Below are 20306 nucleotides of genomic sequence, written 5' to 3' on the forward strand. Positions count from 1 at the left end.
CGGCCGGCCGCGCTATGCTAGAGGCATGCTCCGCTATTGCCGCTCGCCCCTGTGTCTGGTCATCGAAACCCGCTGGCTGATCCCGCGCGGGTTTGACGGCTTCACGCCCGGCCCGCTGATCCTGCTGCGTCCCGGCGCCCCCCAGGCGCTGATCGAGCATGAGAAGGTCCACGTGCGCCAGTTCTGGCGCAGCTGGGGGCTGATGGGCGTGCTCTACCTGGCCAGCCGGCGCTGGCGCCTGCGCTATGAGGTCGAGGCCTACCGCGAGCAGCTGCGCCACAGCCCGCCGGGCGCGGCCCGCGGGCTGGCGCGCGTGCTGGCGACGAAATACCGGCTGCGGATCTCCGAGGCCGAGGCCTACCGGCTGCTGAAGCAAGGCCTGCACGACGCCGCCGAAGGAGACGACGGCCCGCACCAGTGACTGGTGCGGGCCGTTTTCTTTTGCGGGCGCATGCGTTGCGTTCGACTCTGCGAAACAGTGATTTCGCGCCGCTGTCCGCATTGCTAAAGTCGCTCAAAGCCTTGCGATGCCGCTGCGGGATAGCCGGCCAGCCCAAGGGCGGCATCGGATGCCGAAAACAAGACAGGAGACAGCAATTGAAAAGCCTCGCCAGCGCATGCCTGGGGCTCGCCGCATCGATGCTGGCGATGGCAACGTCGACAACGTCGGCAACGGCGCACGCGGCGTATCCCGACAAGCCCATCCGCCTGGTCGTGCCCTATACGGCCGGCGGTGGCGGCGACGTGCTCGCGCGCGTGGTTGCCGCCCGCATGAGCGCTATCCTGAAGCAGCCCATCGTGGTCGAGAATGTCCCCGGGGCAAGCGGCACCATTGGCGCGCACAAGGTGGCACGCGCCGCTCCGGACGGCTATACCTTGCTGCTCGGCGTCTCGGGCACGCATGTCATCGCCCCGTCGACCTTCCCGCGCCTGCCCTATGATCCGCTGCGGGACTTCGTTCCCGTCTCCCGCATTGCCTACGGCGGCAACGTGCTGGTCGCCAATCCGGGCTTTGCCGCGCACAGCCTGCCGGAGCTGATTGCGATGGCGAAAAAGCCCGGCGCGGACATTGCCTACGGTTCCTGGGGCGAAGGTTCCGGCGGCCATCTGGCGGTAACCAGCATCAACGTCGCGGCTGGGATCCAGCTCCGTCATGTCCCGTACAAGGGCGCCAGCCCCGTGCTGGCCGACGTGATGGGCGGCACCTTGCCGATCGGGATGTCCGACACCACCACCGCGCTGTCGCTGATCCGGGCCGGCAAGCTGCGGCCGCTCGCGGTCAGTGGCGCCGAGCGCTCGCCGGCATTGCCGGATATCCCGACGTTCGCCGAATGCGGCATCCCGCTGAAGCTCGATATCTGGTTCGGCCTGTTCGCCCCGGCGCACACACCTGAGCCGATCGTCGATTTGCTCGAACAGGCCGCGCATGCAGCCGCCGCCGACCCCGCCATGAAGGCCAGGGTGGCGGAGTTCGGCCTGCACGATACCCAGATCGGGCGGGCGGCGTTCGCCGAGCAGATGCGCATCGAAACCAGGACGTGGGCAGGCCTCGTCAAGGCGACCGGCGTGAAGTTCAACTAGGCGTTGAATCGTCGCGGCGCAGTTTCCAGCGCTTGGGTGGTTGCGCAGCCGTTTCCGCATGCGCGGCGGAAACGGCTGCGCACGTCTGGCGGGAATCGCTGCGCCCGCGCTGCCCGATCCTGTCACACTGCCGGGGCCATGACTGTCCATATTCATTCCTGGAGCGAAGGATGCCGCAGCCGTTCCCATGCAGACGGGATGCAGCCGAGCCGCCGGGGCAGGGCGAACCGGCCCGGCAAACCGATCGCTGGCCCGGCCCCGAGCCGGTGCTGGCGTCTGCGCATGTCACGCTCGATGCGTTCGAAGACGACCGGCAGTTCGCGATGACGCTGGCGCGCGGCTTTGCCGTACTCCACTGCTTTACGTCGCGCGATTCGCAGCTGAGCAATGCCGAGCTGGCGGCGCGCACCGGCATGCCCAAGGCCACCATTTCACGCTTCACGTACACGCTGGTGCGGATGGGCTATCTTCGCGCCAACCGCATCAACGGCAAGTACCAGCTGGGCTCGGCGGTGCTCTCGATCGGCTATCCGCTGCTGGCGAGTTTGAATGTCAGGCAAGCCGCCCGGCCCTTCATGAAGGCGCTGGCGGATGCTGTCGGCGGTACCGTCGCGCTTGGCATGCGCGACCGGCTCAATGTCATGTATGTCGAAAGCAGCCTGGGCGGGGCACAGCTCCCCAACCCTGCCGACGCCGGCCTGAGCTTTCCCATCGCCCGCACGGCAATGGGACGGGCATTGCTTGCCGCTTATGCACCCGGCGAACGCACGGCGCTGATCAATGAGTTGCGGGTCAAATTGCCTGAGCAGTGGGCCAGGTATCGGGCGGCCATCGAGGCGAATCTTCGGGCGTTTGAGGCGCGCGGGTTTTGTTGTTCGCTGGGCGACTGGCAGCCGCGGACCCATGCCGTCGCCGTGCCGATGCGTCCCCTGCCTGACGGCGAGATCCTGGTATTCAACTGCAGCATGCCGGATTACCTGCTGCGGCAGGGCCAGCTGACAGCGGACATCGGTCCGCGGCTGGTGGCCATGGTCAGGTCGATCGAGAAGGCGCTGGAACTGCGCTGACCGAAGCGGCCCTGTCCCTCGCAGCAAACTGGCGGAAGCGGTGAGATTCGAACTCACGGATGGGTCACCCCATCGGCAGTTTTCAAGACTGCTGCCTTAAACCACTCGGCCACGCTTCCGGAAAAGTGCGGGCATTGTAGCGCGAAAGGGCAGGCCCTCCGGCGCATTGCCGCATGCAGACGCCACGGTCTGGCCGCGCATTATACAAGCCCCGCGCGGCTTGATGGGGACTTGCGCCGCGGCTTGGGCGGCGAGCGTAAATTTCCTGCCACATCCTCTGCCGCGCTGTCAGGTTCCGTCTGACAAGGCGGAACCTTCACATCGCGCCATCGCTCATATTGTCGTACCGGGCACTGCGGTGTGTGCCGCATCCCCGGCTTTCGCCTGGCAACAGAGGAGAACTCAAAATGCGCAAAATGCGAACCCCTAGCAAGACATGGCTGATCGTTCCGGTGGCCGCCGCGGCCGCGCTGGCCGGTTGTGCGGCGCCGTACGGCAGTGGCTACGACCAGGGCTACAACACCGGCTACAACGCGCCGCCGCCGGGTTACCAGAACCCCCACACCTCGCAAGCGCCGGCCGGCGCGGTCTACTACGGCCGCGTGGAATCGATCGAGCCGGTCACCACCACGCAAGGCAGCTCGGGCCTGCTGGGCACCGTGATCGGCGGCGCCGCGGGCGGCCTGCTGGGCCACCAGATCGGCGGTGGGCGCGGCCAGACCGCGGCGACCATCGGCGGTGCCGTGGTCGGCGCCGTGGCCGGCAACCAGATCGAGAAGCGCGCGGGCAGCAATACGCAGACGGTCTATCGCGTCAACGTGCGGCTCGATGACGGCCGCCTCGCCACGGTGACGCAGTCCAACCTGGGCAGCCTGCAGGTGGGCATGCGCGCGCGCGTGGCCAACGACATGGCCACGCCGTACTGACCTGCCAGGCTGACGTTTGCCGGAAGGCAAAAGGCCACGCGCTTGCGTGGCCTTTTTTTATCGCTGCCGGACTGCGCGCCGCTCAGTCCTTCAGGAACATCTCCTGCAAGTCATTGAGGAAGCGCCGGCCCAGCTCGGTGGGTCGGATCGTGGTCAGGTCGGCTTCCAGCAAGCCTTTTTTCTCCGCCTCGGCCAGCTGCTTGCTGATGGTGTGGAGCGGCAGCCCGGTGTAGTCGTGGAAGCTCGACGCCGGCACGCCGTCGGTCAGGCGCAGCGCGTTGAGCATGAACTCGAACGGCAGCTCGTCGGCGCCGACGTCGCGCGCTTCCTGCACCGCGTTGCCGGCCATGGCTTGGGCGATGTAGGTTGCCGGATGCTTGTGCCGCATCTGGCGCAGCACGCGCTGCGGGAACGACAGCTTGCCGTGCGCGCCGGCGCCGATGCCGAGGTAATCGCCGAAGTGCCAGTAGTTCAGGTTGTGGCGCGCCTCGCGATGCGGCTTCGCATACGCCGAGGTCTCGTAGTGCCGATAGCCTGCCGCGGCGGTGCGCGCTTCGATCCAGTCCTGCATCTCGTATGCGCTGTCGTCGTCGGGCAGCGCCGGCGGGAACTTCGCGAACAACGTGTTCGGCTCCAGCGTCAGGTGGTACAGCGACAGGTGCGTGGTGCCGTAGGCCAGCGCGGCCTCGACGTCGGCCTGGCATTCCTGCAGGGTCTGGCCGGGCAGCGCGTACATCAGGTCCAGGTTGATGTTGTCGAAGCTGGCCTGGGCGATGTCGATGGCGCGGCGCGCTTCGGTGCCGCCGTGGATGCGGCCCAGTGCCTGCAGGTGCCGGTCATTGAAGCTCTGGATGCCGATCGACAGCCGGTTGATGCCGCTGGCGCGGTAGCTGGCGAACTTGTCGGCTTCGAAGGTGCCGGGATTGGCCTCCATCGTGATCTCGGCATCGGCGTCGAGCGGCAGCAGCGCGCGGATATCCGACAGCAGCCGGTCCATGCCCGCCGCCGACAGCAGGCTCGGGGTGCCGCCGCCGATAAAGACGGTATGCACCGGCCGGCCCCATACCAGCGGCAGCGACTGCTCCAGGTCCGCGCGCAGCGCGTCCAGGTACAGGTCTTCCGGGATCTCGTGGTTGTCGGCGCCGGGCGCGGCGTGCGAGTTGAAATCGCAATACGGACACTTGCGCACGCACCACGGGATATGCACGTACAGCGACAGCGGCGGCGAGCCGGGCAGGCTGATCTGCCCGGGCTTGAGCCACAGCTGCTTGCTGTCGACGGGCACGGACGCCGAGGCCGGTACGATCGGGATCATCGGGGGGCAGGCTCCGCGGCCTCGGCCTGCAGCCGGGCCACCAGTGCGCGCAGCGCCTGGGCGCGGTGGCTGACGCGGTTCTTCTCTTCCGGCGGCAGCTCGGCCGCGGTCTTGCCCAGCTCCGGCAGCAGGAAGTGCGGGTCGTAGCCGAAGCCGCCCGCACCGCGCGGCGCGTCGACGACCTCGCCATGCCACACGCCTTCGGCGATGATCGGGCACGGGTCATCGGCATGGCGCACGAACACCAGCACGCAGTAGTAGTAAGCGTGGCGGTTGAGCTTGCCGGCCAGCTGCGAGACCAGGTAGGCGTTGTTGGCCGAGTCCGACCTGGCCTGTCCCGCCATCTGCGCATAGCGCGCGGAATAGACCCCGGGCGCGCCGCCCAGCGCCTGCGCGCAGATGCCGGAGTCATCGGCCAGCGCGGGCAGGCCGGCGAGCCGGCTGGCATGGCGGGCCTTGGTCAGCGCGTTCTCGACGAAGGTGGCAAAGGGTTCTTCGGCTTCTGGGATGCCGAGCTCGCCCTGCGTTACCACGTCAAAGCCGAGCGGGGCCAGCAGCGCGCCGAATTCGCGCAGCTTGCCGGGATTGTTGGAGGCCAGTACCAGGCGTTGCATCGCGGGCTCCGTGGCTCAGGCCAGGCCCAGCGCTTCGCGCTGGAGCTGCACCAGGCGGGCGATGCCGGCTTCGGCCAGGCGCGTCATGGCGTCGAGATCGGCGCGGCTGAAGGGCGCGCCCTCGGCGGTGCCCTGCACTTCGACAAAGCCGCCGCTTCCGGTCATGACCACGTTCATGTCGGTGTCGCAGTTGCTGTCCTCGGCGTAGTCGAGGTCCAGCACCGGCACGCCGTCGACCATGCCGACCGAGACCGCGGCGACATGGTCGCGGATCGGGCTGGCGGCGATCAGGCCGTCGCGCAGCATGGTCGCGACCGCGTCGTGGACGGCGACAAAGGCGCCGGTGATGGCTGCGGTGCGGGTGCCGCCGTCGGCCTGCAGCACGTCGCAGTCGAGATGCAGGGTGTATTCGCCCAGCGCCGCCAGGTCGAACACCGAGCGCATGGCGCGGCCGATCAGGCGCTGGATTTCCTGGGTGCGGCCGGTCTGCTTGCCGCGCGCGGCCTCGCGGTCGGAACGCGTATGGGTGGCGCGCGGCAGCATGCCGTATTCGGCCGTGACCCAGCCTTCGCCGCTGCCCTTCTTGTGCGGCGGCACCCTGGCCAGCACGCTGGCGGTGCACAGCACCTTGGTATCGCCAAAGGCGCACAGGACCGAGCCTTCGGCGTGGCGGGTGTAGTGGCGGGTAAGGCTGATGGAACGCAGCGCATCGGCTGCGCGGCCGCTGGGTCGCATGAGATGGTCTGTCCGCAAGGGGTAGAGAGGAGAGACCGCGATTCTACCGCTGCCGGCCGGTGTGCGCTGGCGCGCCGCCCCGGACGGTCCCCTGCGGGTGCCATCACCGCATCAAGTTGCTGGTCTTGTCGATGGCGGCGCGGATCTCGGCGATCGAGCGCTCGATCTCTTCCTCGGACAGCAGGTCGCTGTCGGTGCCGTTGCGCTCGAGGATCGAGGTGGTGAAGGCGTTGAGCGGCAGGGTGTCGGTCATCACCGCATCCTGGCCGGCGGTGTTGGTGTCCAGCTCCCACATCATGGCGATGCCGGTGGTGTTGTCGGCACCTTCGCCAGCCTGCTGCAGCGCCTGGTCGATCAGCGCCGGCACCGCCTGCACCACCGAAAGCCGCGACAGCTTGTCGACCAGCACCGGCTCGTCGAGCGGGCCCCACAGGCCGTCGGAGCAGAGCAGGGCGACGTCGCCCGGTTCCAGCCGCACCGGCCCGCCCAGGTCGATCAGCGGCAGGTTGGGCGAGCCCAGGCAGTTGTAGAGCTTGTTGCGCTCGGGGTGGTTGGCCACCTCCATCGGCAGCACGCGCTCCTGCTGCAGCAGGTTCTCGATCTTGGAGTGGTCGCGCGTGCGCGTCAGCAGCCGGCCCTTGCGCAGCAGGTAATAGCGCGAATCGCCGGCATGGGCCCAGTGGATCTGGCCGTGCTGCACCAGGCAGCAGACCACCGTGGTGCGGGGCACGTCAGCCATCTGGTTGGCCTCGGCATAGCGGTGGATCTCGCGGTGCGCCAGCATGATGGTGTCCTGCAGGAACTCGGCCGGGTTGCGCACCGCGGGCCGCGCCTGCAGCTGGAACTGGCGCGCCAGCGTCTGCAGCGCCTGCTGCGCGGCGACTTCGCCGTGGGCGTGCCCGCCCAGGCCGTCGGCCAGCACCATCAGCAGCGCGTCGCGCGTGAAGCAGTAGCCCATGCGGTCCTGGTTGATGCGGCGGCCGCCTTTCCTGCTTTCCTGGTAGACAGAGAATCGCATGTTGGCTGGTTGGCTTTCCTGGGGTTCGATGGGTCGGACGCGCGCGCACAGGCGTCGCGGCCGGTTTTGTGATTCAGTCGACGCTCGCGCCGGGTGCGGGCTCATCGCGCCGGCGCAGCAGCGTCAAAAAGCGCGAGGTCGCGGGCGCTTTTTCCGGCGGCAGGGGGGCGGGTGCCGGCGCCTGGGTCGCGGGCGCCAGCGCCTGCTCGCCCAGCGCGTTGGTCTGCTCGCGCAATTCCTTCTGCAGCCGGAACACGCTCTGCGGGCGGCCCGACGGCTCCAGCCGCAGGCACCACTCGACCAGGTCGACCAGGCCGTTGGTGTAGCTGCTGCGCAGCCGCATCAGCGCCTCGCCCATGCGGTCGTCTTTCTCGCGCTGGTTGGCTTCCTGCGGCGGCAGTCCGGCCATGCAGGCGTAGAGCGTCGCGCCCAGGCTGTAGACGTCGGTCCACGGGCCCAGGTCGGTGTGCTTGCCGTACAGTTCCGGCGCGGCGAAGCCGGGCGTGTACATCGGCTGGAAGCGCGCCGCCTCCATCGTCAGGGTCTGCCGCGCGGCGCCGAAATCGAGCAGGATGGGGGACTCGTCTTCGCGCAGGTAGATGTTGCCGGGCTTGATGTCCAGGTGCAGCAGCTTGTGGATATGCACTTCGCGCAGGCCGCTCATCAGGTCGTGGAAGACCTTGCGGATGAAATGCTCGCGCAGCACCTTGGCGCGGCCTTGCTGCCGGGCCGCCAGCACATGCTCCTGCAGCGTCTTGCCCAGCTCGTAGTTCATCACCATGTAGACGGTGGCGTTCTCGCGGAAGAAGTTCACCACGCGCACCACGCTGGGATGGGAAATGCGGGCCAGCGAGCGGCCCTCTTCGAAGAAGTACTTCAGGCCCAGCCGGAACGCCGCGGCGTTTTCCTCGGGCACCACCGGGATCAGTTCGCCCGGGTTGCGCCGCGCCAGCGACGACGGCAGGTACTCCTTGATGGCGACCGGCGCGCCGGTTTCGTCGGTGGCCAGGTAGACGAAACTGAACCCCCCGCTGGCCAACTTCTTTACAATACGATAGTTGGACAGCAGCGTGCCGACGGGCAGCGGTGCACTCTTCGGTTGTGGCGTGCCCTTTGGCTCTGTCATGGGAATAGGACCGGAGTTGCCCCCGCGGATTTGCCACAGGATTGTCCGGGCTAATCGGTCACTTGTAAAGAACACAAATACGGGCGTTATTGCCCGCCTTTCAACGTTTTGAGGGCGCCCCCTCAGGCTGCGCCGCGCAGCTGCCGGGCGGGTGTCCGCCGGCAGGCCGCGGCCGCTTCGGCCTGGTGCGGCGCCAATCACGAGAACAACCAATGATCCACAGCATGACAGGCTACGGCCTGGCGACGCGCCAGGCGCCATTGACCAACGCGCAGGGCGAGCCCAGCGGCCGCACCGCGTCCGTCTCGGTGGAATTCCGCACTGTCAATTCGCGTTTCCTCGACCTGTTGTTCCGGGCCCCCGAAGAATGCCGCGCGTTCGAGCCGGCGTTGCGCGAGATGCTGATGGCCGAGCTGTCGCGCGGCAAGCTGGAGTGCCGCATCAACCTGCAGCGCACCGATGCCGGCGGCGCCACGCTGGCGCTGAACGACGGGCTGCTGGCGCAGATTCGCGCGCTCGAAACCACCGTGGCCGCCACCTTCAGCAGCGCCGGCACCCTGCGCATGGGCGAGATCCTGCGCTGGCCCGGCGTGCTGGTCGAACCGGAGCTGTCGCAGGAGTCGCTGCGCGAGGCCGTGCTCGGCGCCGCGCGCGAGGCACTCGACCAGCTGCTGGAAGCGCGCCGCCGCGAGGGCGACGCGCTCAAGGCCACGCTGACCGAGCGCATCGACGCCATGCTGGCGATCGTCGAGCGCCTGACCCCGACCATCCCGCAGCTGATCGCGCATCACCAGGAAAAGCTGACCGAGCGCCTGCAGGAAGCCTTCAACCTGGCCGCGCCCAACGGCATGCCGGCGATGAGCCGCGACGAGATTGCCGAGCGCATCCGCCAGGAAGCCACCGTCTACGGCATCCGCATCGACATCGCCGAAGAGCTGTCGCGGCTGCAGGCGCACCTGAACGAAACGCGCCATATCCTGAAGAAGGGCGGCCAGGTCGGCAAGCGCCTCGACTTCATGATGCAGGAGCTCAACCGCGAGGCCAACACGCTGGGCTCCAAGGCCGCCGCCAAGGAGCTGGCGGATGCCTCGATGGAGCTCAAGCTGCTGATCGAGCAGATGCGCGAGCAGGTCCAGAATCTAGAGTAAGTCAGTCAGTCACCGAATCATCATGAGCTCAACTTCTCCATCGGCCTCCGCTCCGATCTCGCACACCGCCATCGACACCGCCTACCCCGGCAACCTCTTCATGGTGGTGGCGCCCTCGGGCGCGGGCAAGTCGACGCTGGTCAACGCGCTGCTGGCGCAGGACCCCGCCATCCGCCTGTCGATCTCGCACACCACGCGCGCGCCGCGTCCGGGCGAGGAGGACGGCCGCGAGTACCACTTCGTCACGGTCGACGCGTTCCGCAGCGCGCGCGACCGCGGCGACTTCCTGGAATGGGCCGAGGTGCACGGCAACTACTACGCGACCTCGCGCGTGTGGATCGAGCAGCAGATGGCGCAAGGCAACGACGTGCTGCTCGAGATCGACTGGCAGGGCGCGCAGCAGGTGCACCAGCGCTTTTCCAACGCGGTCGAGATCTTCATCCTGCCGCCGTCGCTGACCGCGCTGGAAGAGCGCCTGAAAAAGCGCGGCCAGGACGAGCCCAACGTGATCGTGCGCCGCCTGCTGGCCGCGGGCAGCGAAATGGCCCACGCCTCGGAGTCGGACTACGTGATCATCAACGAGGTGTTCGACGATGCGCTGGAGCAGTTGCGCAACGTCGTCAGCGCCACGCGGCTGCGCTTTTCGTCGCAGAAGGCGCGGCATGCGGAGCTGTTCATCGAGCTCGGCATCCACTGAAACGATGCCTGCCGATGACAGCCGCTCGGAGCGCCGCCGGCGTTTTCCGCCGCGTGCTGTAAAATGGCAACCCAACGTAAGGTTTTGTCCCAAGGTGGATTTGATATGGCGCGTATTACCGTCGAAGATTGTCTGAAACACATTCCGAATCGTTTCGAGCTCGCGCTGGCGGCCACGTATCGTGCGCGCCAGCTGGTGCAGGGCCACACGCCCAAGGTCGAAGCGAAGGACAAGCCGACCGTGGTGGCACTGCGCGAGATCGCGTCGGGCCAGGTCGGCATCGAGATGCTGAAAAAGGTCCCGACCTGATCGACCAGGCGGCCCATGGCTCATCCCTGCATCGTGCCAGCACAGTTCCAGGCTACCCAGCCGGATTCCCCGGGCCGCCGCCATGCCTTCGCCGCATCCGCCCTCCAAGCCTCCATCGCAGCCGTCGCCGACCGCCGTCGCGCCGGCGCCTGGCGATGCGGCCCCGCCCGCCGCGCGTAAGCGCACCATTCCGGGCCAGTCTTCCGTGAACGCGCGCACCGGCGCTCCCAATCTTCCCGATCCGCTCGGCGACGATGTCGTCGGCGAGCGCGCCGTCGCGCCAGCGCTGGCACCGGGCAAGGCGCGCGGCGCGGCGGTGCCGGATGAACTGGCCGCGGCGCAGCAAGTGGCGCCGCCGGCAGCCGACAGCCTGTTTATCGATGCGGTGCTGGCGCAGTCATACCGGCACTTCTTCGGCCCGACCTCGCAGCCGGCGGTGCCGCCGCGCCAGCAGGTCATCTCCATCACCCGGCTGATGGAGAAGCTCGCGTACCTGAAGGCACCAGACCTGGCGCGCGTGCGCGAGGCCTTCCAGTTTTCCGACGAGGCCCACCTGGGCCAGTACCGCCAGAGCGGCGAGCCCTATATCACCCATCCGGTGGCGGTGGCCGAGCTGTGCGCGGACTGGAAGCTGGACGTGCAGTCCATCATGGCGGCGCTGCTGCACGACGTGATGGAAGACCAGGGCATCACCAAGAGCGAGCTGGCCGAGAAATTCGGCCCCAAGGTCGCCGAACTGGTCGATGGCCTGACCAAGCTGGACAAGCTCGAATTCCAGAGCCGCGAGCAGGCGCAGGCGGAAAGCTTCCGCAAGATGCTGCTGGCGATGGCGCGCGACGTGCGCGTGATCCTGGTGAAGCTGGCCGACCGTACGCACAACATGCGCACGCTCGACTTCGTGCCGCCGGAGAAGCGCCGCCGCATCGCGCTCGAGACCATGGAGATCTATGCGCCGATCGCGCACCGTCTCGGTCTCAACACGATCTACCGCGAGCTGCAGGAACTGTCGTTCAAGGTCGGCTCGCCGTTCCGCTACGCCACGCTCGAAAAAGCGGTCAAGGCCGCGCGCGGCAACCGGCGCGAGGTGGTCAAGCGCATCCTCGAGGCCGCGCAGAAGGCGCTGGCCGATGCCGGCATCGTCGCCGAGCTGTCCGGGCGCGAGAAGACGCTGTACAGCATCTATCGCAAGATGCACGACAAGCAGCTGTCGTTCTCGCAGGTGCTGGACGTGTACGGTTTCCGCGTGGTGGTGGAAACGCAGATGCACTGCTACATGGCGATGGGCGCGCTGCACGGCCTGTACAAGCCGATGCCCGGCAAGTTCAAGGACTACATCGCGATCCCCAAGATCAACGGCTACCAGTCGCTGCACACCACGCTGGTGGGGCCGTTCGGCACGCCGGTGGAGTTCCAGATCCGCACGCGCGACATGCACCAGATCGCCGAGGCCGGCGTGGCCGCGCACTGGATGTACAAGCACCAGGCCGACCACGCCAACGATATCCAGCAGCAGGCGCACCAGTGGCTGCAGTCGCTGCTCGATATCCAGAGCCAGACCGGCGATTCGCAGGAATTCCTCGAGCACGTCAAGATCGACCTGTTCCCGGACGCGGTCTACGTGTTCACGCCCAAGGGCCATATCCGCGCGCTGCCGCGCGGCGCCACCGCGCTGGACTTTGCCTACGCGGTGCACAGCGACCTGGGCAACCAGTGCGTCGCGGTCAAGATCAACAACGAGATGCTGCCGCTGCGCACCGAGCTGAAGAGCGGCGACATCGTCGAGGTGGTGACGGCCCCGTACTCCAAGCCCAATCCGGCGTGGCTGTCGTTCGTCCGCACCGGCAAGGCGCGCGCGGCGATCCGCCACTACCTGAAGACCACCAAGCTGGACGAGGCGATCCAGCTGGGCGAGCGGCTGCTGGAGCAGTCGGCGCGCCAGCTCGGCATCGAGCTGAAGGCGGTGCCGCAGTCGGTGTGGGACCGCATGATCCAGTGGACCGGCAACAAGCAGCGCGAAGACATCTTCGCCGACCTGGCGCTGGGCCGTCGCGTGCCGGCGGTGGTGGCCAAGCGCATGGAGATCCTGCTGCAGGAGCTGTCCGGCGATGTCGACAGCGCGCTGCTGGCGGCGGTACAGACCTTTGCCGGCGAGGAAGCGCCCGCGGTGCCGATCACCGGCGACGAAGGCATGTCGATGATCTTCTCGGCATGCTGCCGCCCGATCCCCGGCGATTCCATCGTCGGCTACCTGGGCAAGGGCGAGGGGCTGCAGATCCACGTGCAGGACTGCAAGATCGCCAAGCGCCTGCACAGCAAGGATCCCGAGCACTGGATCGACGTGATGTGGGCCAAGAAGACCACGCGCGCCTTCGATGTGTCGATCAAGGTGATGGTGCGCAACGTCAAGGGCATCGTCGCGCGCGTCGCGGCGGACCTGACCGCGGCCGACGCCAACGTTGCCCACGTGGCGATGGAGCAGCAGGACGCCGGCCAGCAGGAAGCCACCTACATGCAGTTCATCATCCAGGTGCAGAACCGCCTGCACCTGGCCAACGTGATGCGCGGGCTGCGCCGCAACCCCGACGTGATCCGCATCTTCCGCGATCGCAACGATAACTAAAGCGCCGGCGCCGGCTTACTGCTTGGGCGCCGGATAGCGGACTTCCAGGATATCGATCTGCTCGACGCCGGCCGGCGTGCGCAACGCCACGGTGTCGCCTTCGCGCGCCTTGAGCAGCGCCTTGGCGATTGGCGAAATCCAGCTGACGTGGTTGTGGTCGAGATCGACCTCGTCCATGCCGACGATGGTGATGGTGGTCTCTTCGCCCGACGCATGCGCGTAGGTGACGGTGGCGCCAAAGAAGATCTGGTCGTTGTCGCCCTGCAGGGACGGGTCGACCACTTCGGCCTTGTCGAGGCGGCGCGTGAGGAAGCGGATGCGGCGGTCGATCTCGCGCAGGCGCTTCTTGCCATAGAGATAGTCGCCGTTCTCGGAGCGGTCGCCATTCGACGCCGCCCACGACACGATCTGCACCACGTCGGGCCGCTCGACATCGATCAGGTGCATCAGTTCATCGCGCAGGCGCGCATAGCCTTGCGCGGTGATGTAGTTCTTGGTGCCGGGTGGCAGCGGTGCTGCGCCTTCGGGGAGATCGTCGTCCTCGTCGCCCGAGGACTCTTTGACAAATGCCTTGTTCATGGTCCGCATCACTTCTTCAGTCTGCCATTATAGGAAAAGCCCGCTGGCAGGCCGCGCCAGGGCGGGCCTGCCTCGACCCGCCGCGATAAAGATCACAAAAAAGTTGGAAGGGGGCTTCCCAAAAACGAAAACTGGGTTATAATCTTTTTCTCGCGTGCGGCTGTAGCTCAGTTGGATAGAGTACTTGGCTACGAACCAAGGGGTCGTGGGTTCGAATCCTGCCAGCCGCGCCACCTATGCAGAAAGAAAAGGGCTTCCGGAAACGGAAGCCCTTTTTGTTTGCTGCGTCTGTCTTTGCTGTTCGCCGTGCCTTGCAGTCGCGCGTGGCGCCTCCTAGTCTCGAAGCATCATCACTGAACCGGGAGTCGTACGCATGGACAACGCTGACTGGCGCGTCGAGGCATATCGCGGCATGGACGTCTACGTCCTGGTGTCGCCGCAGGGGCAGGGCAGCATCGGCCGTTGGGGTTACGAGGTGCGCGTATCGCAGGAAGGTGCCGATCCGGCCGATGCCGGCGATACCGAACTGCTCGCCAGCGGGCCACAGCAGTTCTCCACGCGCCATGCGGCCGAGGTGGCTGCGTTCGGCGCCGGCTATGCGCTGGTCGATCGCCTGCTGGGACCTGCCGAATAAACGCGGCAAGCCATAGCGCCATCGCGCGCGCAGCGGTTTATATCACGTTGTGATGTATTGCCTTGCCCGCGGTTGCGAACGATTTGCCGTGCAGACGCAAATAGTGCTTGCCATGCGCCGGCGGATCACCCATAATCCATCTCCTTCAGACGCGGGGTGGAGCAGTTGGCAGCTCGTCGGGCTCATAACCCGAAGGTCGCAGGTTCAAGTCCTGCCCCCGCAACCAACACCCTGGCAATCAGCCAGCCGCGGCAACCGCCGCAGTCTCTCAAGCGTTGTTCCTCAGGCCAACCGGCCAACTCCCCTTAGTGATTTGACATCGATGCCGATGCGGCCATTGCACGCATGCACGGACTCGCAACGCATCAACGTCAGGCCGGCACGCGTTCCGCTGCCAGCCTGAAGGTGTCGCGCACCAGCGGCTGGTCTTCGCGTTCGGCCGCGTTGGCACGATCGCGCAAGCGCGCGGCGAGCACCGTCAGCGTTCCCTGTGCCTGCGGCCCGCCGGAGGCCTGGCATTTGGTCACGGCTTCGCGCATCACCGCATCGACTTCGCCGCTGACGTCGGCGCCGTCGAAGGCGCTGACCGAAAGGGCCGAGATGCGTTCCAGGTAGAGATTGACCAGCGCTTCGTCGTGTAGCGGTTCGGACATGTCTGCTCCTTGTCGATGACGGCATACCCCAACCATTGTAGTGAAGGCGCCGCCTGCACGGGATCAAACAATAATGATTCTTGTTCGGGGCCGGTGCGGGCTTCCCCTACAATGGGCGCCTGCCGATTTATCCCGACGTAGAAGCCATCATGATGCTGCAGATCCCCGACGTATTGACCAAGGCCCAGGTCGCGCAGGTGCGCGAGATCATCGACGCGGCGTCCTGGACCGATGGCAACGAAACCTCGGGCTACCAGTCGGCGCTGGCCAAGCGCAACCTGCAGCTGCCCGAGGGCTCGCCGGCGGCGCGGCAGGTCGGCGACCTGATCCAGGACGCACTGGGCAACCATGCATTGTTCTTCTCGGCGGCGCTGCCGCTGAAGGTCTATCCGCCGCTGTTCAACCGCTATGAGGGCGGGCATACCTTTGCCAACCATGTCGACAACGCGATCCGCTACCTGCGCGGCACCAGCTTCCGCATTCGCAGCGACCTGTCGGCGACGCTGTTCCTGACCGAACCGGAAGACTACGACGGCGGCGAACTGGTGATCGAGGACACCTACGGGCAGCAGCGCGTGAAACTGCCGGCCGGGCACATGGTGCTGTACCCGGCCACCAGCATCCACCACGTGACGCCAGTCACGCGGGGGGCGCGGGTGTCGTCGTTCTTCTGGATCCAGAGCATGGTCCGCGACGACGGCCAGCGCGCGATGCTGTTCGAGCTCGACGGACGCATCCGCCAGGTGGCGCAGCAGCTCGGCCAGGCGCACGAATCGGTGATCGGCCTGACCGGCGTCTATCACAACCTGCTGCGGCGCTGGGCCGACGCCTGAGCCCTGCCGGCGCCCGTGCGGGCGCGCGGCATTGGATTAGCGGGGATGGGCAGGGCGACTAGTCGTCGCGCCGTCGCTGATGCTGCAGCAACTCGATGGGAGAAGGCTGGATGCGCCGCCGCGCCGGACGCAGCGCCCGGTTCGGCCACAGCACATAGTTGGTGTGCGGGTCCAGCGGCTTGCCGAAGTACGAGACCCAGACCTGTACGCCCTGCTCGGTTTCGGCAACGATGGCCGCGACGGCGCGCGCCGCGGCGGAAGGGGACTTGAGCAGCTCGGCCAGGGCTTCGACGCCCTGCACGACATGATGCTTCACCCCTGCAAACCATGCGTACTGACGCATGGCGGACAACAAACGCTTGGTCATGAACGCGACTCGGGTTGTTTGGAAGTGCGAATGAGACTTTCGTACATCCGTTTTGTTCACAGCAAATTCGCCCGGCAAGTATGGCTGAGGCGCCATGTCGAAGGTGTGTCACCTGCTTGCCGTGCGCGGCTGGCACGCTCCGGTGCCGGCCGCATCACGCAGGGTGCGGCGGGGCGGGAGCCAAGGCAGAGAGTACCATCGCCAGCCGGTCCAGGGCAGGGTCGATATCCAGTAGATCGATCGCGCCGAAGCCCAGCAGCAGCCCCGCGCAATTGGGTGGCGGACTGGCATAGCAGGGATCCAGCGTGGCCAGTTCCAGATCCGCCAGCCGCGCCATCGACACCAGCGCCTCGGTGGCCACCGGCACCCGCAGCCGTGCCGCCAGGTGGAAGCCGGCCACCGCCGGCAGCGGCTCCAGCCACGGCGACAGGTCGCCCTGCAGCCGCGCCAGCAAGCGCGCGCGGCGCTGGGCATGGCGCGCATGCGAACGCCGGATATGGCGCAGCAGGTGGCCTTCCGACAGGAAGCGCGCCAGCGCCTGCTGCAGCAGCGTCGGCGTGTACCAGTCCATCAGGTGCTTGACCTTGCGCGCCGCCGGCATCAGCCACGGCGGCACTACCAGATAGCCGCCGCGCAGGTTGGCCGCCAGGGTCTTGGAGAACGTGCCCAGGTAGACCACGCGGCCGTGCCGGTCGAGCGTCTGCAGCGCATCCAGCGCCTGGCCGCCGTAGCGGAACTCGCTGTCGTAGTCGTCCTCCAGGATCACCGCATGGCGGCGTGCGGCCCAGTCGAGCAGGGCCTGGCGCCGCGCCAGGCTCATCGGCACGCCCAGCGGCGACTGGTGCGAGGGCGTGACATAGATCAGCGTGGCGTCATTGGGCAGTTCGCCCACCACCAGGCCTTCGTCGTCGACCGGCACCGGCACCACCCGCGCGCCAAGGCCCTGGAACAAGGCGCGTGCCATCGGATAGCCGGGATCCTCCATCGCCACCACCGCGCCCGGCCCGAGCAGCAGCCGCGCCAGCAGGTCGATGCCCTGCTGCGCGCCGCTGGTGACGAGGATGTCGGTCGGCGCGCTCTGCACGCCGCGGGTAAAGGCGATATGGCGCGCGATCGCCTGGCGCAGCGGCATCTCGCCGGCGGCATCGGCCGGGCCGGGCGCACGCGTGCGCTCGGCCGCGAGCGCGGCGCGCACGCAGCGCGACCACGCTTCGTGCGGAAAGCGGGTGGTATCGGCCTGCCCGGGCTGGAAGGCATAGCGGGCGCCGCCTATCGGCCCCAGGAACGGGGTCGGCACGGCCAGCCAGCGCTGCACCGCAGGCGGCAGCACCGGCGCCGCGGCGATGCGCACCGCCGGCCGCGCCAGCCCCTGCGCGACATAGGTGCCGTCGCCGACGCGCGCATGCAGCCAGCCTTCGGCCACCAGCCGCTCGTAGGCGGTGGTCACGGTCTTGCGCGCCACGCCCAGCTGCGTGCCGAGCAGGCGCGACGGCGGCATGCGCGCGCCGGCTTCAAGCCGGCCGGCCTGGATCGCGTCGCGGATGTGGTGGACGATCTGCGCGGTCAGGTCGCTGGCGTGGTCGAGGACCAGATGCAGTTCCATGGCGGGTGGCGGCGATGTCGATTGGTCTACTGATTCTGCCAAGAATTGGCAGTGTACGGGGCCAATGCAGGCGTCTATCTTTCATTCCGTCGGGCGCCGCCCCAGCGCCCGCTGAATTTAACTGAACCCAACCGGAGATCGATCATGGAAGAACGGATGAACTGGCAAGACGTGGCCCCCGACGCCTACAAGGCAATGGTCGGCGTCGAGGTCTACCTGGCGCGCTGCTCGCTGGAAACCACGCTGAAGGAGCTGGTCAAGATCCGCGCCTCGCAGATCAACGGCTGCGCCTTCTGCCTGGACATGCACATCACCGACGCGCGCAAGCACGGCGAAAGCGAGCGCCGCCTGAGCCTGCTGCCGGCCTGGCGCGAAGTGAGCTGGTTCACCCCGCGCGAGCGCGCCGCGCTGGCGTGGACCGAGGCGCTGACGCTGCTGCCGCAAAGCCAGGCGCCGGATGCGGACTACCAGGCCCTGCGCGAGCAGTTCTCGGAAAAAGAGATGGCCGACCTGACGCTGCTGATCTCGGCCATCAACGCCTGGAACCGCTTCGGCGTCGGCTTCCGTCGCCAGCCGCCGGCGCTCTGATCGGCTGCGTATTGGCCGCCTTCGTGGGGCGGCCAGCTCCAGGGGCCTGTAGGCTTTAGCCTTGTTGCAGATCCTTCACATGGCATCGGTGGGCGTTGCGGGTGCGCGCTTGCGTGCCGAGGGGATGGTAGGCTACGTCCATGGCTACGCCTCATGTAGTCTGCCGTGCCTCGCCAGGAGTCTGCCCATGACCGAAGACACCCTGCTGCAACTGATGACGGAAGTCGAGAAGGAAGACCCGATCGACTACGCCGACCTGCCGTTCGACGACGCCGCGCTGCGCCAGCTGGCCTGCCGCCTGATCGCCGAACGCTCCAGCGAGCTGGAAGCGTCCGGCCTGCCGGTGGAGGCGCTGCTGGCCACGATGTGGGCCTCGACCGCCAAGCTGGTGCTGGAGAACCTGGTCCTGAACGCGCGCCTGCTGACGCTGCAGGGCCAGCCCGACGACGCGCGCGCGCTGATCGAGCGCATCGCCCGCCAGTCGCGCGGCGACGCCTGAGTCGCTGCTATCCGGCGCTGACAACCGGCGCTGTCCCGGTCCCGCATGTGCCGCAGCCGGCGCAAGCTGCGGTGCCCCCGCCGTTTCGCTAAAATACGGGTTTTCGCCCAGCCGGGCCGCGCCATGCGGCGGAGACGGCTGACCAGGAGGATTTCGGTGATCAAGTGGATAATCGTCGCGGGCTACCTCGGTGCCATCCTGTATGTGCACTTCCGCGGCAAGGTGCGCCTGCGCCTGTGGCGCCAGCTGCTGGACCATTCGGCCCTGGTGGCCCCGATCAACTGCTTTATGTACGCGTTCTCGGGCGTGCCCCGCACCCCGTATATCCCGGTCGACAATTTCCCCGACCTGGAAAAGCTGCGCGCCGCCTGGCCGGAGATCCGCGATGAAGGCCTGGCGCTGGCGGCGATGCGCAAGATCAAGGCTGCCGACAAGAACGACGACGCCGGCTTCAACTCCTTCTTCAAGTACGGCTGGAAACGCTTCTACCTGAAGTGGTACGAAGCCCAGCACCCGTCGGCCGAGCAGCTGTGCCCCAAGACCGTGGCGCTGCTGCGCGAGCTGCCCACGGTCAAGGCGGCGATGTTTGCCGAGCTGCCGCCGGGCGGCAAGCTCAATCCGCACCGCGACCCGTTTGCCGGCTCGCTGCGCTATCACCTGGGGCTGGCGACGCCGAACGATGACCGCTGCTTTATCGAGGTCGACGGCGAGCGCCACAGCTGGCGCGACGGCGAGGGCGTGGTGTTCGACGAGACCTACCTGCACTGGGCCGAGAACCGCAGCGACGCCAACCGGCTGATCCTGTTCTGCGATATCGAGCGCCCGATGCGCTACGGCTGGGCCGCGAAATTCAACCACTGGATGGGCCGCAAGGTCATGACCGCGGCCAGCTCGCCCAACGACGAGCACGACCAGACCGGCATGATCAACCGGCTGTTCCGCTTTGTCTGGCTGGGTGGCCAGTATCGCCGCCGCTTCAAGGCCTGGAACCGCCAGCTCTATTACGTGACAAAGTTTGGCCTGATCGTGCTGGGCGTGGGTTTGATCGTCTACCTGTAAGCAGCAAGAGAGCCGGCGCCAGCCGGCTCTCTTGCTTTATGGACTTGCCTCCTGCCGGAGATGCCGATGCGCATTGTTCCCGTAGCCTTAGGGCTGGCCGCCAGCCTTGCCGCGGCCGCCTGCACCACCACGCCCGCCGGGCGCCCCGCCAGCACCGGCGCCGCCATCGGCATGGCCAACCCTGCCTCGGTCAACTGCGCGCAGCGCGGCGGCAAGCTGCAGATCGTGTCGACGCCGGCGGGCCAGACCGGCATCTGCACCTTCCCGTCGGGCAAGCAGTGCGAGGAATGGGCGCTGATGCGCGGCGAGTGCACGCCGGGCTGAGGCGTGGCGCA

General features: G+C 67.3%; 23 protein-coding genes and 3 tRNA genes. 16 read left to right on the plus strand and 10 right to left on the minus strand.

The window, feature by feature from the left end; translation table 11 throughout:
- Positions 1 to 25: 25 nt before the first annotated feature.
- From A2G96_RS05475 to A2G96_RS05485, 3 genes are all read left to right on the plus strand, one after another.
- Positions 26 to 421 carry a hypothetical protein gene (locus A2G96_RS05475; RefSeq protein ID WP_062797467.1) on the plus strand — a complete coding sequence of 132 codons (396 nt, stop codon included), beginning with the start codon at positions 26 to 28 and terminating at the stop codon, positions 419 to 421.
- A 176-nt stretch (positions 422 to 597) separates the two neighbouring features.
- On the plus strand, positions 598 to 1581 hold the full coding sequence (locus A2G96_RS05480; RefSeq protein ID WP_231909616.1) for a Bug family tripartite tricarboxylate transporter substrate binding protein: 984 nt from the start codon (positions 598 to 600) through the stop codon (positions 1579 to 1581).
- Positions 1539 to 2648 carry an IclR family transcriptional regulator gene (locus A2G96_RS05485; protein ID WP_231909617.1) on the plus strand — a complete coding sequence of 370 codons (1110 nt, stop codon included), beginning with the start codon at positions 1539 to 1541 and terminating at the stop codon, positions 2646 to 2648. Before A2G96_RS05480 ends, A2G96_RS05485 begins: the two co-directional genes overlap by 43 nt.
- A gap of 29 nt (positions 2649 to 2677) precedes the next feature.
- On the opposite strand, the gene A2G96_RS05490 is transcribed toward A2G96_RS05485, so the two are convergent.
- Positions 2678 to 2767 (minus strand) — tRNA-Ser (locus A2G96_RS05490).
- A gap of 297 nt (positions 2768 to 3064) precedes the next feature.
- Here A2G96_RS05490 and A2G96_RS05495 point away from each other — a divergent pair.
- Entirely contained in the window at positions 3065 to 3574 is a 510-nt protein-coding gene (locus tag A2G96_RS05495) for an outer membrane lipoprotein (protein WP_062802078.1), read from the plus strand.
- Between the two features lie 82 nt (positions 3575 to 3656).
- Here A2G96_RS05495 and hemW read toward each other — a convergent pair whose 3' ends face one another.
- From hemW to A2G96_RS05520, 5 genes are all read right to left on the minus strand, one after another.
- Positions 3657 to 4889 (minus strand): radical SAM family heme chaperone HemW, encoded by a 1233-nt coding sequence (gene hemW, locus A2G96_RS05500; protein WP_062797469.1) that lies wholly within the window; start codon positions 4887 to 4889, stop codon positions 3657 to 3659.
- Positions 4886 to 5503 carry an RdgB/HAM1 family non-canonical purine NTP pyrophosphatase gene (gene rdgB / locus A2G96_RS05505; RefSeq protein ID WP_062797472.1) on the minus strand — a complete coding sequence of 206 codons (618 nt, stop codon included), beginning with the start codon at positions 5501 to 5503 and terminating at the stop codon, positions 4886 to 4888. The genes hemW and rdgB overlap by 4 nt, the downstream gene beginning before the upstream one ends.
- 15 nt (positions 5504 to 5518) lie before the next feature.
- Positions 5519 to 6238 (minus strand): ribonuclease PH, encoded by a 720-nt coding sequence (gene rph / locus A2G96_RS05510; protein WP_062797474.1) that lies wholly within the window; start codon positions 6236 to 6238, stop codon positions 5519 to 5521.
- 103 nt (positions 6239 to 6341) lie between these two features.
- The gene (locus A2G96_RS05515; RefSeq protein ID WP_062797477.1) at positions 6342 to 7256 is read right to left on the minus strand and encodes a PP2C family protein-serine/threonine phosphatase; all 915 of its coding nucleotides are present in this window, start codon (positions 7254 to 7256) and stop codon (positions 6342 to 6344) included.
- Between the two features lie 73 nt (positions 7257 to 7329).
- Complete coding sequence (locus tag A2G96_RS05520) at positions 7330 to 8382, minus strand: serine/threonine protein kinase (RefSeq protein ID WP_062797479.1); 1053 nt, start codon at positions 8380 to 8382, stop codon at positions 7330 to 7332.
- Positions 8383 to 8594: 212 nt separating this feature from the next.
- On the opposite strand from A2G96_RS05520, the gene A2G96_RS05525 reads away from it, so the two are divergent.
- The 4 genes from A2G96_RS05525 (at position 8595) to A2G96_RS05540 (ending at position 13156) form a co-directional block, all read left to right on the plus strand.
- Positions 8595 to 9530, plus strand: a complete 936-nt coding sequence (locus tag A2G96_RS05525) for a YicC/YloC family endoribonuclease (RefSeq protein ID WP_062797481.1) — start codon at positions 8595 to 8597, stop codon at positions 9528 to 9530.
- Between the two features lie 100 nt (positions 9531 to 9630).
- A complete protein-coding gene (gene gmk / locus A2G96_RS05530) occupies positions 9631 to 10227 on the plus strand; it encodes a guanylate kinase (protein ID WP_265919393.1) in 597 nt (198 codons plus the stop codon).
- 105 nt (positions 10228 to 10332) lie between these two features.
- Positions 10333 to 10536 carry a DNA-directed RNA polymerase subunit omega gene (rpoZ, locus tag A2G96_RS05535; RefSeq protein ID WP_006578656.1) on the plus strand — a complete coding sequence of 68 codons (204 nt, stop codon included), beginning with the start codon at positions 10333 to 10335 and terminating at the stop codon, positions 10534 to 10536.
- Positions 10537 to 10741: 205 nt separating this feature from the next.
- On the plus strand, positions 10742 to 13156 hold the full coding sequence (locus A2G96_RS05540; RefSeq protein ID WP_062802079.1) for a RelA/SpoT family protein: 2415 nt from the start codon (positions 10742 to 10744) through the stop codon (positions 13154 to 13156).
- A 15-nt stretch (positions 13157 to 13171) separates the two neighbouring features.
- On the opposite strand, the gene greB is transcribed toward A2G96_RS05540, so the two are convergent.
- The gene (greB, locus tag A2G96_RS05545) at positions 13172 to 13735 is read right to left on the minus strand and encodes a transcription elongation factor GreB (RefSeq protein WP_062802080.1); all 564 of its coding nucleotides are present in this window, start codon (positions 13733 to 13735) and stop codon (positions 13172 to 13174) included.
- Between the two features lie 156 nt (positions 13736 to 13891).
- Between greB and A2G96_RS05550 the strand changes: the two genes are divergently transcribed.
- The 3 genes from A2G96_RS05550 (at position 13892) to A2G96_RS05560 (ending at position 14595) form a co-directional block, all read left to right on the plus strand.
- A tRNA-Arg gene (locus A2G96_RS05550) sits at positions 13892 to 13968 on the plus strand.
- Between the two features lie 140 nt (positions 13969 to 14108).
- Positions 14109 to 14369: a hypothetical protein gene (locus tag A2G96_RS05555; RefSeq protein WP_062797485.1), complete on the plus strand. Its 261-nt coding sequence runs from the start codon at positions 14109 to 14111 to the stop codon at positions 14367 to 14369.
- A gap of 150 nt (positions 14370 to 14519) precedes the next feature.
- Positions 14520 to 14595: transfer RNA gene (locus A2G96_RS05560), tRNA-Met, on the plus strand.
- A 145-nt stretch (positions 14596 to 14740) separates the two neighbouring features.
- On the opposite strand, the gene A2G96_RS05565 is transcribed toward A2G96_RS05560, so the two are convergent.
- On the minus strand, positions 14741 to 15022 hold the full coding sequence (locus tag A2G96_RS05565; RefSeq protein WP_062797487.1) for a hypothetical protein: 282 nt from the start codon (positions 15020 to 15022) through the stop codon (positions 14741 to 14743).
- A gap of 149 nt (positions 15023 to 15171) precedes the next feature.
- On the opposite strand from A2G96_RS05565, the gene A2G96_RS05570 reads away from it, so the two are divergent.
- Complete coding sequence (locus tag A2G96_RS05570) at positions 15172 to 15855, plus strand: Fe2+-dependent dioxygenase (RefSeq protein WP_062802081.1); 684 nt, start codon at positions 15172 to 15174, stop codon at positions 15853 to 15855.
- A gap of 58 nt (positions 15856 to 15913) precedes the next feature.
- On the opposite strand, the gene A2G96_RS05575 is transcribed toward A2G96_RS05570, so the two are convergent.
- Positions 15914 to 16222, minus strand: coding sequence for a hypothetical protein (locus A2G96_RS05575; protein WP_062797490.1), 309 nt, complete (start codon positions 16220 to 16222; stop codon positions 15914 to 15916).
- 154 nt (positions 16223 to 16376) lie between these two features.
- On the minus strand, positions 16377 to 17825 hold the full coding sequence (gene pdxR, locus A2G96_RS05580; RefSeq protein ID WP_062797492.1) for a MocR-like pyridoxine biosynthesis transcription factor PdxR: 1449 nt from the start codon (positions 17823 to 17825) through the stop codon (positions 16377 to 16379).
- A gap of 144 nt (positions 17826 to 17969) precedes the next feature.
- Between pdxR and A2G96_RS05585 the strand changes: the two genes are divergently transcribed.
- The 4 genes from A2G96_RS05585 to A2G96_RS05600 all read left to right on the plus strand — a co-directional run bounded on the left by A2G96_RS05585 (position 17970) and on the right by A2G96_RS05600 (position 20295).
- Positions 17970 to 18413 (plus strand): carboxymuconolactone decarboxylase family protein, encoded by a 444-nt coding sequence (locus tag A2G96_RS05585; protein ID WP_062797494.1) that lies wholly within the window; start codon positions 17970 to 17972, stop codon positions 18411 to 18413.
- Positions 18414 to 18600: 187 nt separating this feature from the next.
- The gene (locus tag A2G96_RS05590) at positions 18601 to 18912 is read left to right on the plus strand and encodes a hypothetical protein (protein ID WP_062797496.1); all 312 of its coding nucleotides are present in this window, start codon (positions 18601 to 18603) and stop codon (positions 18910 to 18912) included.
- Positions 18913 to 19068: 156 nt separating this feature from the next.
- Complete coding sequence (gene lpxO, locus A2G96_RS05595) at positions 19069 to 19971, plus strand: lipid A hydroxylase LpxO (RefSeq protein ID WP_012352260.1); 903 nt, start codon at positions 19069 to 19071, stop codon at positions 19969 to 19971.
- Between the two features lie 66 nt (positions 19972 to 20037).
- Positions 20038 to 20295, plus strand: a complete 258-nt coding sequence (locus A2G96_RS05600; protein ID WP_062797499.1) for a putative hemolysin — start codon at positions 20038 to 20040, stop codon at positions 20293 to 20295.
- Positions 20296 to 20306: the final 11 nt, after the last annotated feature.

It is taken from the genome of Cupriavidus nantongensis (assembly GCF_001598055.1).
GTDB lineage: Bacteria > Pseudomonadota > Gammaproteobacteria > Burkholderiales > Burkholderiaceae > Cupriavidus > Cupriavidus nantongensis.

Coding starts and splice junctions, on each gene's coding strand:
- A2G96_RS05475 (WP_062797467.1), top strand. CDS start 26: ATGCTCCGCTATTGCCGCTCGCCCCTGTGTCTGGTCATCGAAACCCGC.
- A2G96_RS05495 (WP_062802078.1), top strand. CDS start 3,065: ATGCGAACCCCTAGCAAGACATGGCTGATCGTTCCGGTGGCCGCCGCG.
- hemW (WP_062797469.1), bottom strand. CDS start 4,889: ATGATCCCGATCGTACCGGCCTCGGCGTCCGTGCCCGTCGACAGCAAG.
- rdgB (WP_062797472.1), bottom strand. CDS start 5,503: ATGCAACGCCTGGTACTGGCCTCCAACAATCCCGGCAAGCTGCGCGAA.
- rph (WP_062797474.1), bottom strand. CDS start 6,238: ATGCGACCCAGCGGCCGCGCAGCCGATGCGCTGCGTTCCATCAGCCTT.
- A2G96_RS05515 (WP_062797477.1), bottom strand. CDS start 7,256: ATGCGATTCTCTGTCTACCAGGAAAGCAGGAAAGGCGGCCGCCGCATC.
- A2G96_RS05520 (WP_062797479.1), bottom strand. CDS start 8,382: ATGACAGAGCCAAAGGGCACGCCACAACCGAAGAGTGCACCGCTGCCC.
- A2G96_RS05525 (WP_062797481.1), top strand. CDS start 8,595: ATGATCCACAGCATGACAGGCTACGGCCTGGCGACGCGCCAGGCGCCA.
- gmk (WP_265919393.1), top strand. CDS start 9,631: ATGGTGGTGGCGCCCTCGGGCGCGGGCAAGTCGACGCTGGTCAACGCG.
- rpoZ (WP_006578656.1), top strand. CDS start 10,333: ATGGCGCGTATTACCGTCGAAGATTGTCTGAAACACATTCCGAATCGT.
- greB (WP_062802080.1), bottom strand. CDS start 13,735: ATGAACAAGGCATTTGTCAAAGAGTCCTCGGGCGACGAGGACGACGAT.
- A2G96_RS05555 (WP_062797485.1), top strand. CDS start 14,109: ATGGACAACGCTGACTGGCGCGTCGAGGCATATCGCGGCATGGACGTC.
- A2G96_RS05565 (WP_062797487.1), bottom strand. CDS start 15,022: ATGTCCGAACCGCTACACGACGAAGCGCTGGTCAATCTCTACCTGGAA.
- A2G96_RS05570 (WP_062802081.1), top strand. CDS start 15,172: ATGATGCTGCAGATCCCCGACGTATTGACCAAGGCCCAGGTCGCGCAG.
- A2G96_RS05575 (WP_062797490.1), bottom strand. CDS start 16,222: ATGACCAAGCGTTTGTTGTCCGCCATGCGTCAGTACGCATGGTTTGCA.
- pdxR (WP_062797492.1), bottom strand. CDS start 17,825: ATGGAACTGCATCTGGTCCTCGACCACGCCAGCGACCTGACCGCGCAG.
- A2G96_RS05585 (WP_062797494.1), top strand. CDS start 17,970: ATGGAAGAACGGATGAACTGGCAAGACGTGGCCCCCGACGCCTACAAG.
- A2G96_RS05590 (WP_062797496.1), top strand. CDS start 18,601: ATGACCGAAGACACCCTGCTGCAACTGATGACGGAAGTCGAGAAGGAA.
- A2G96_RS05600 (WP_062797499.1), top strand. CDS start 20,038: ATGCGCATTGTTCCCGTAGCCTTAGGGCTGGCCGCCAGCCTTGCCGCG.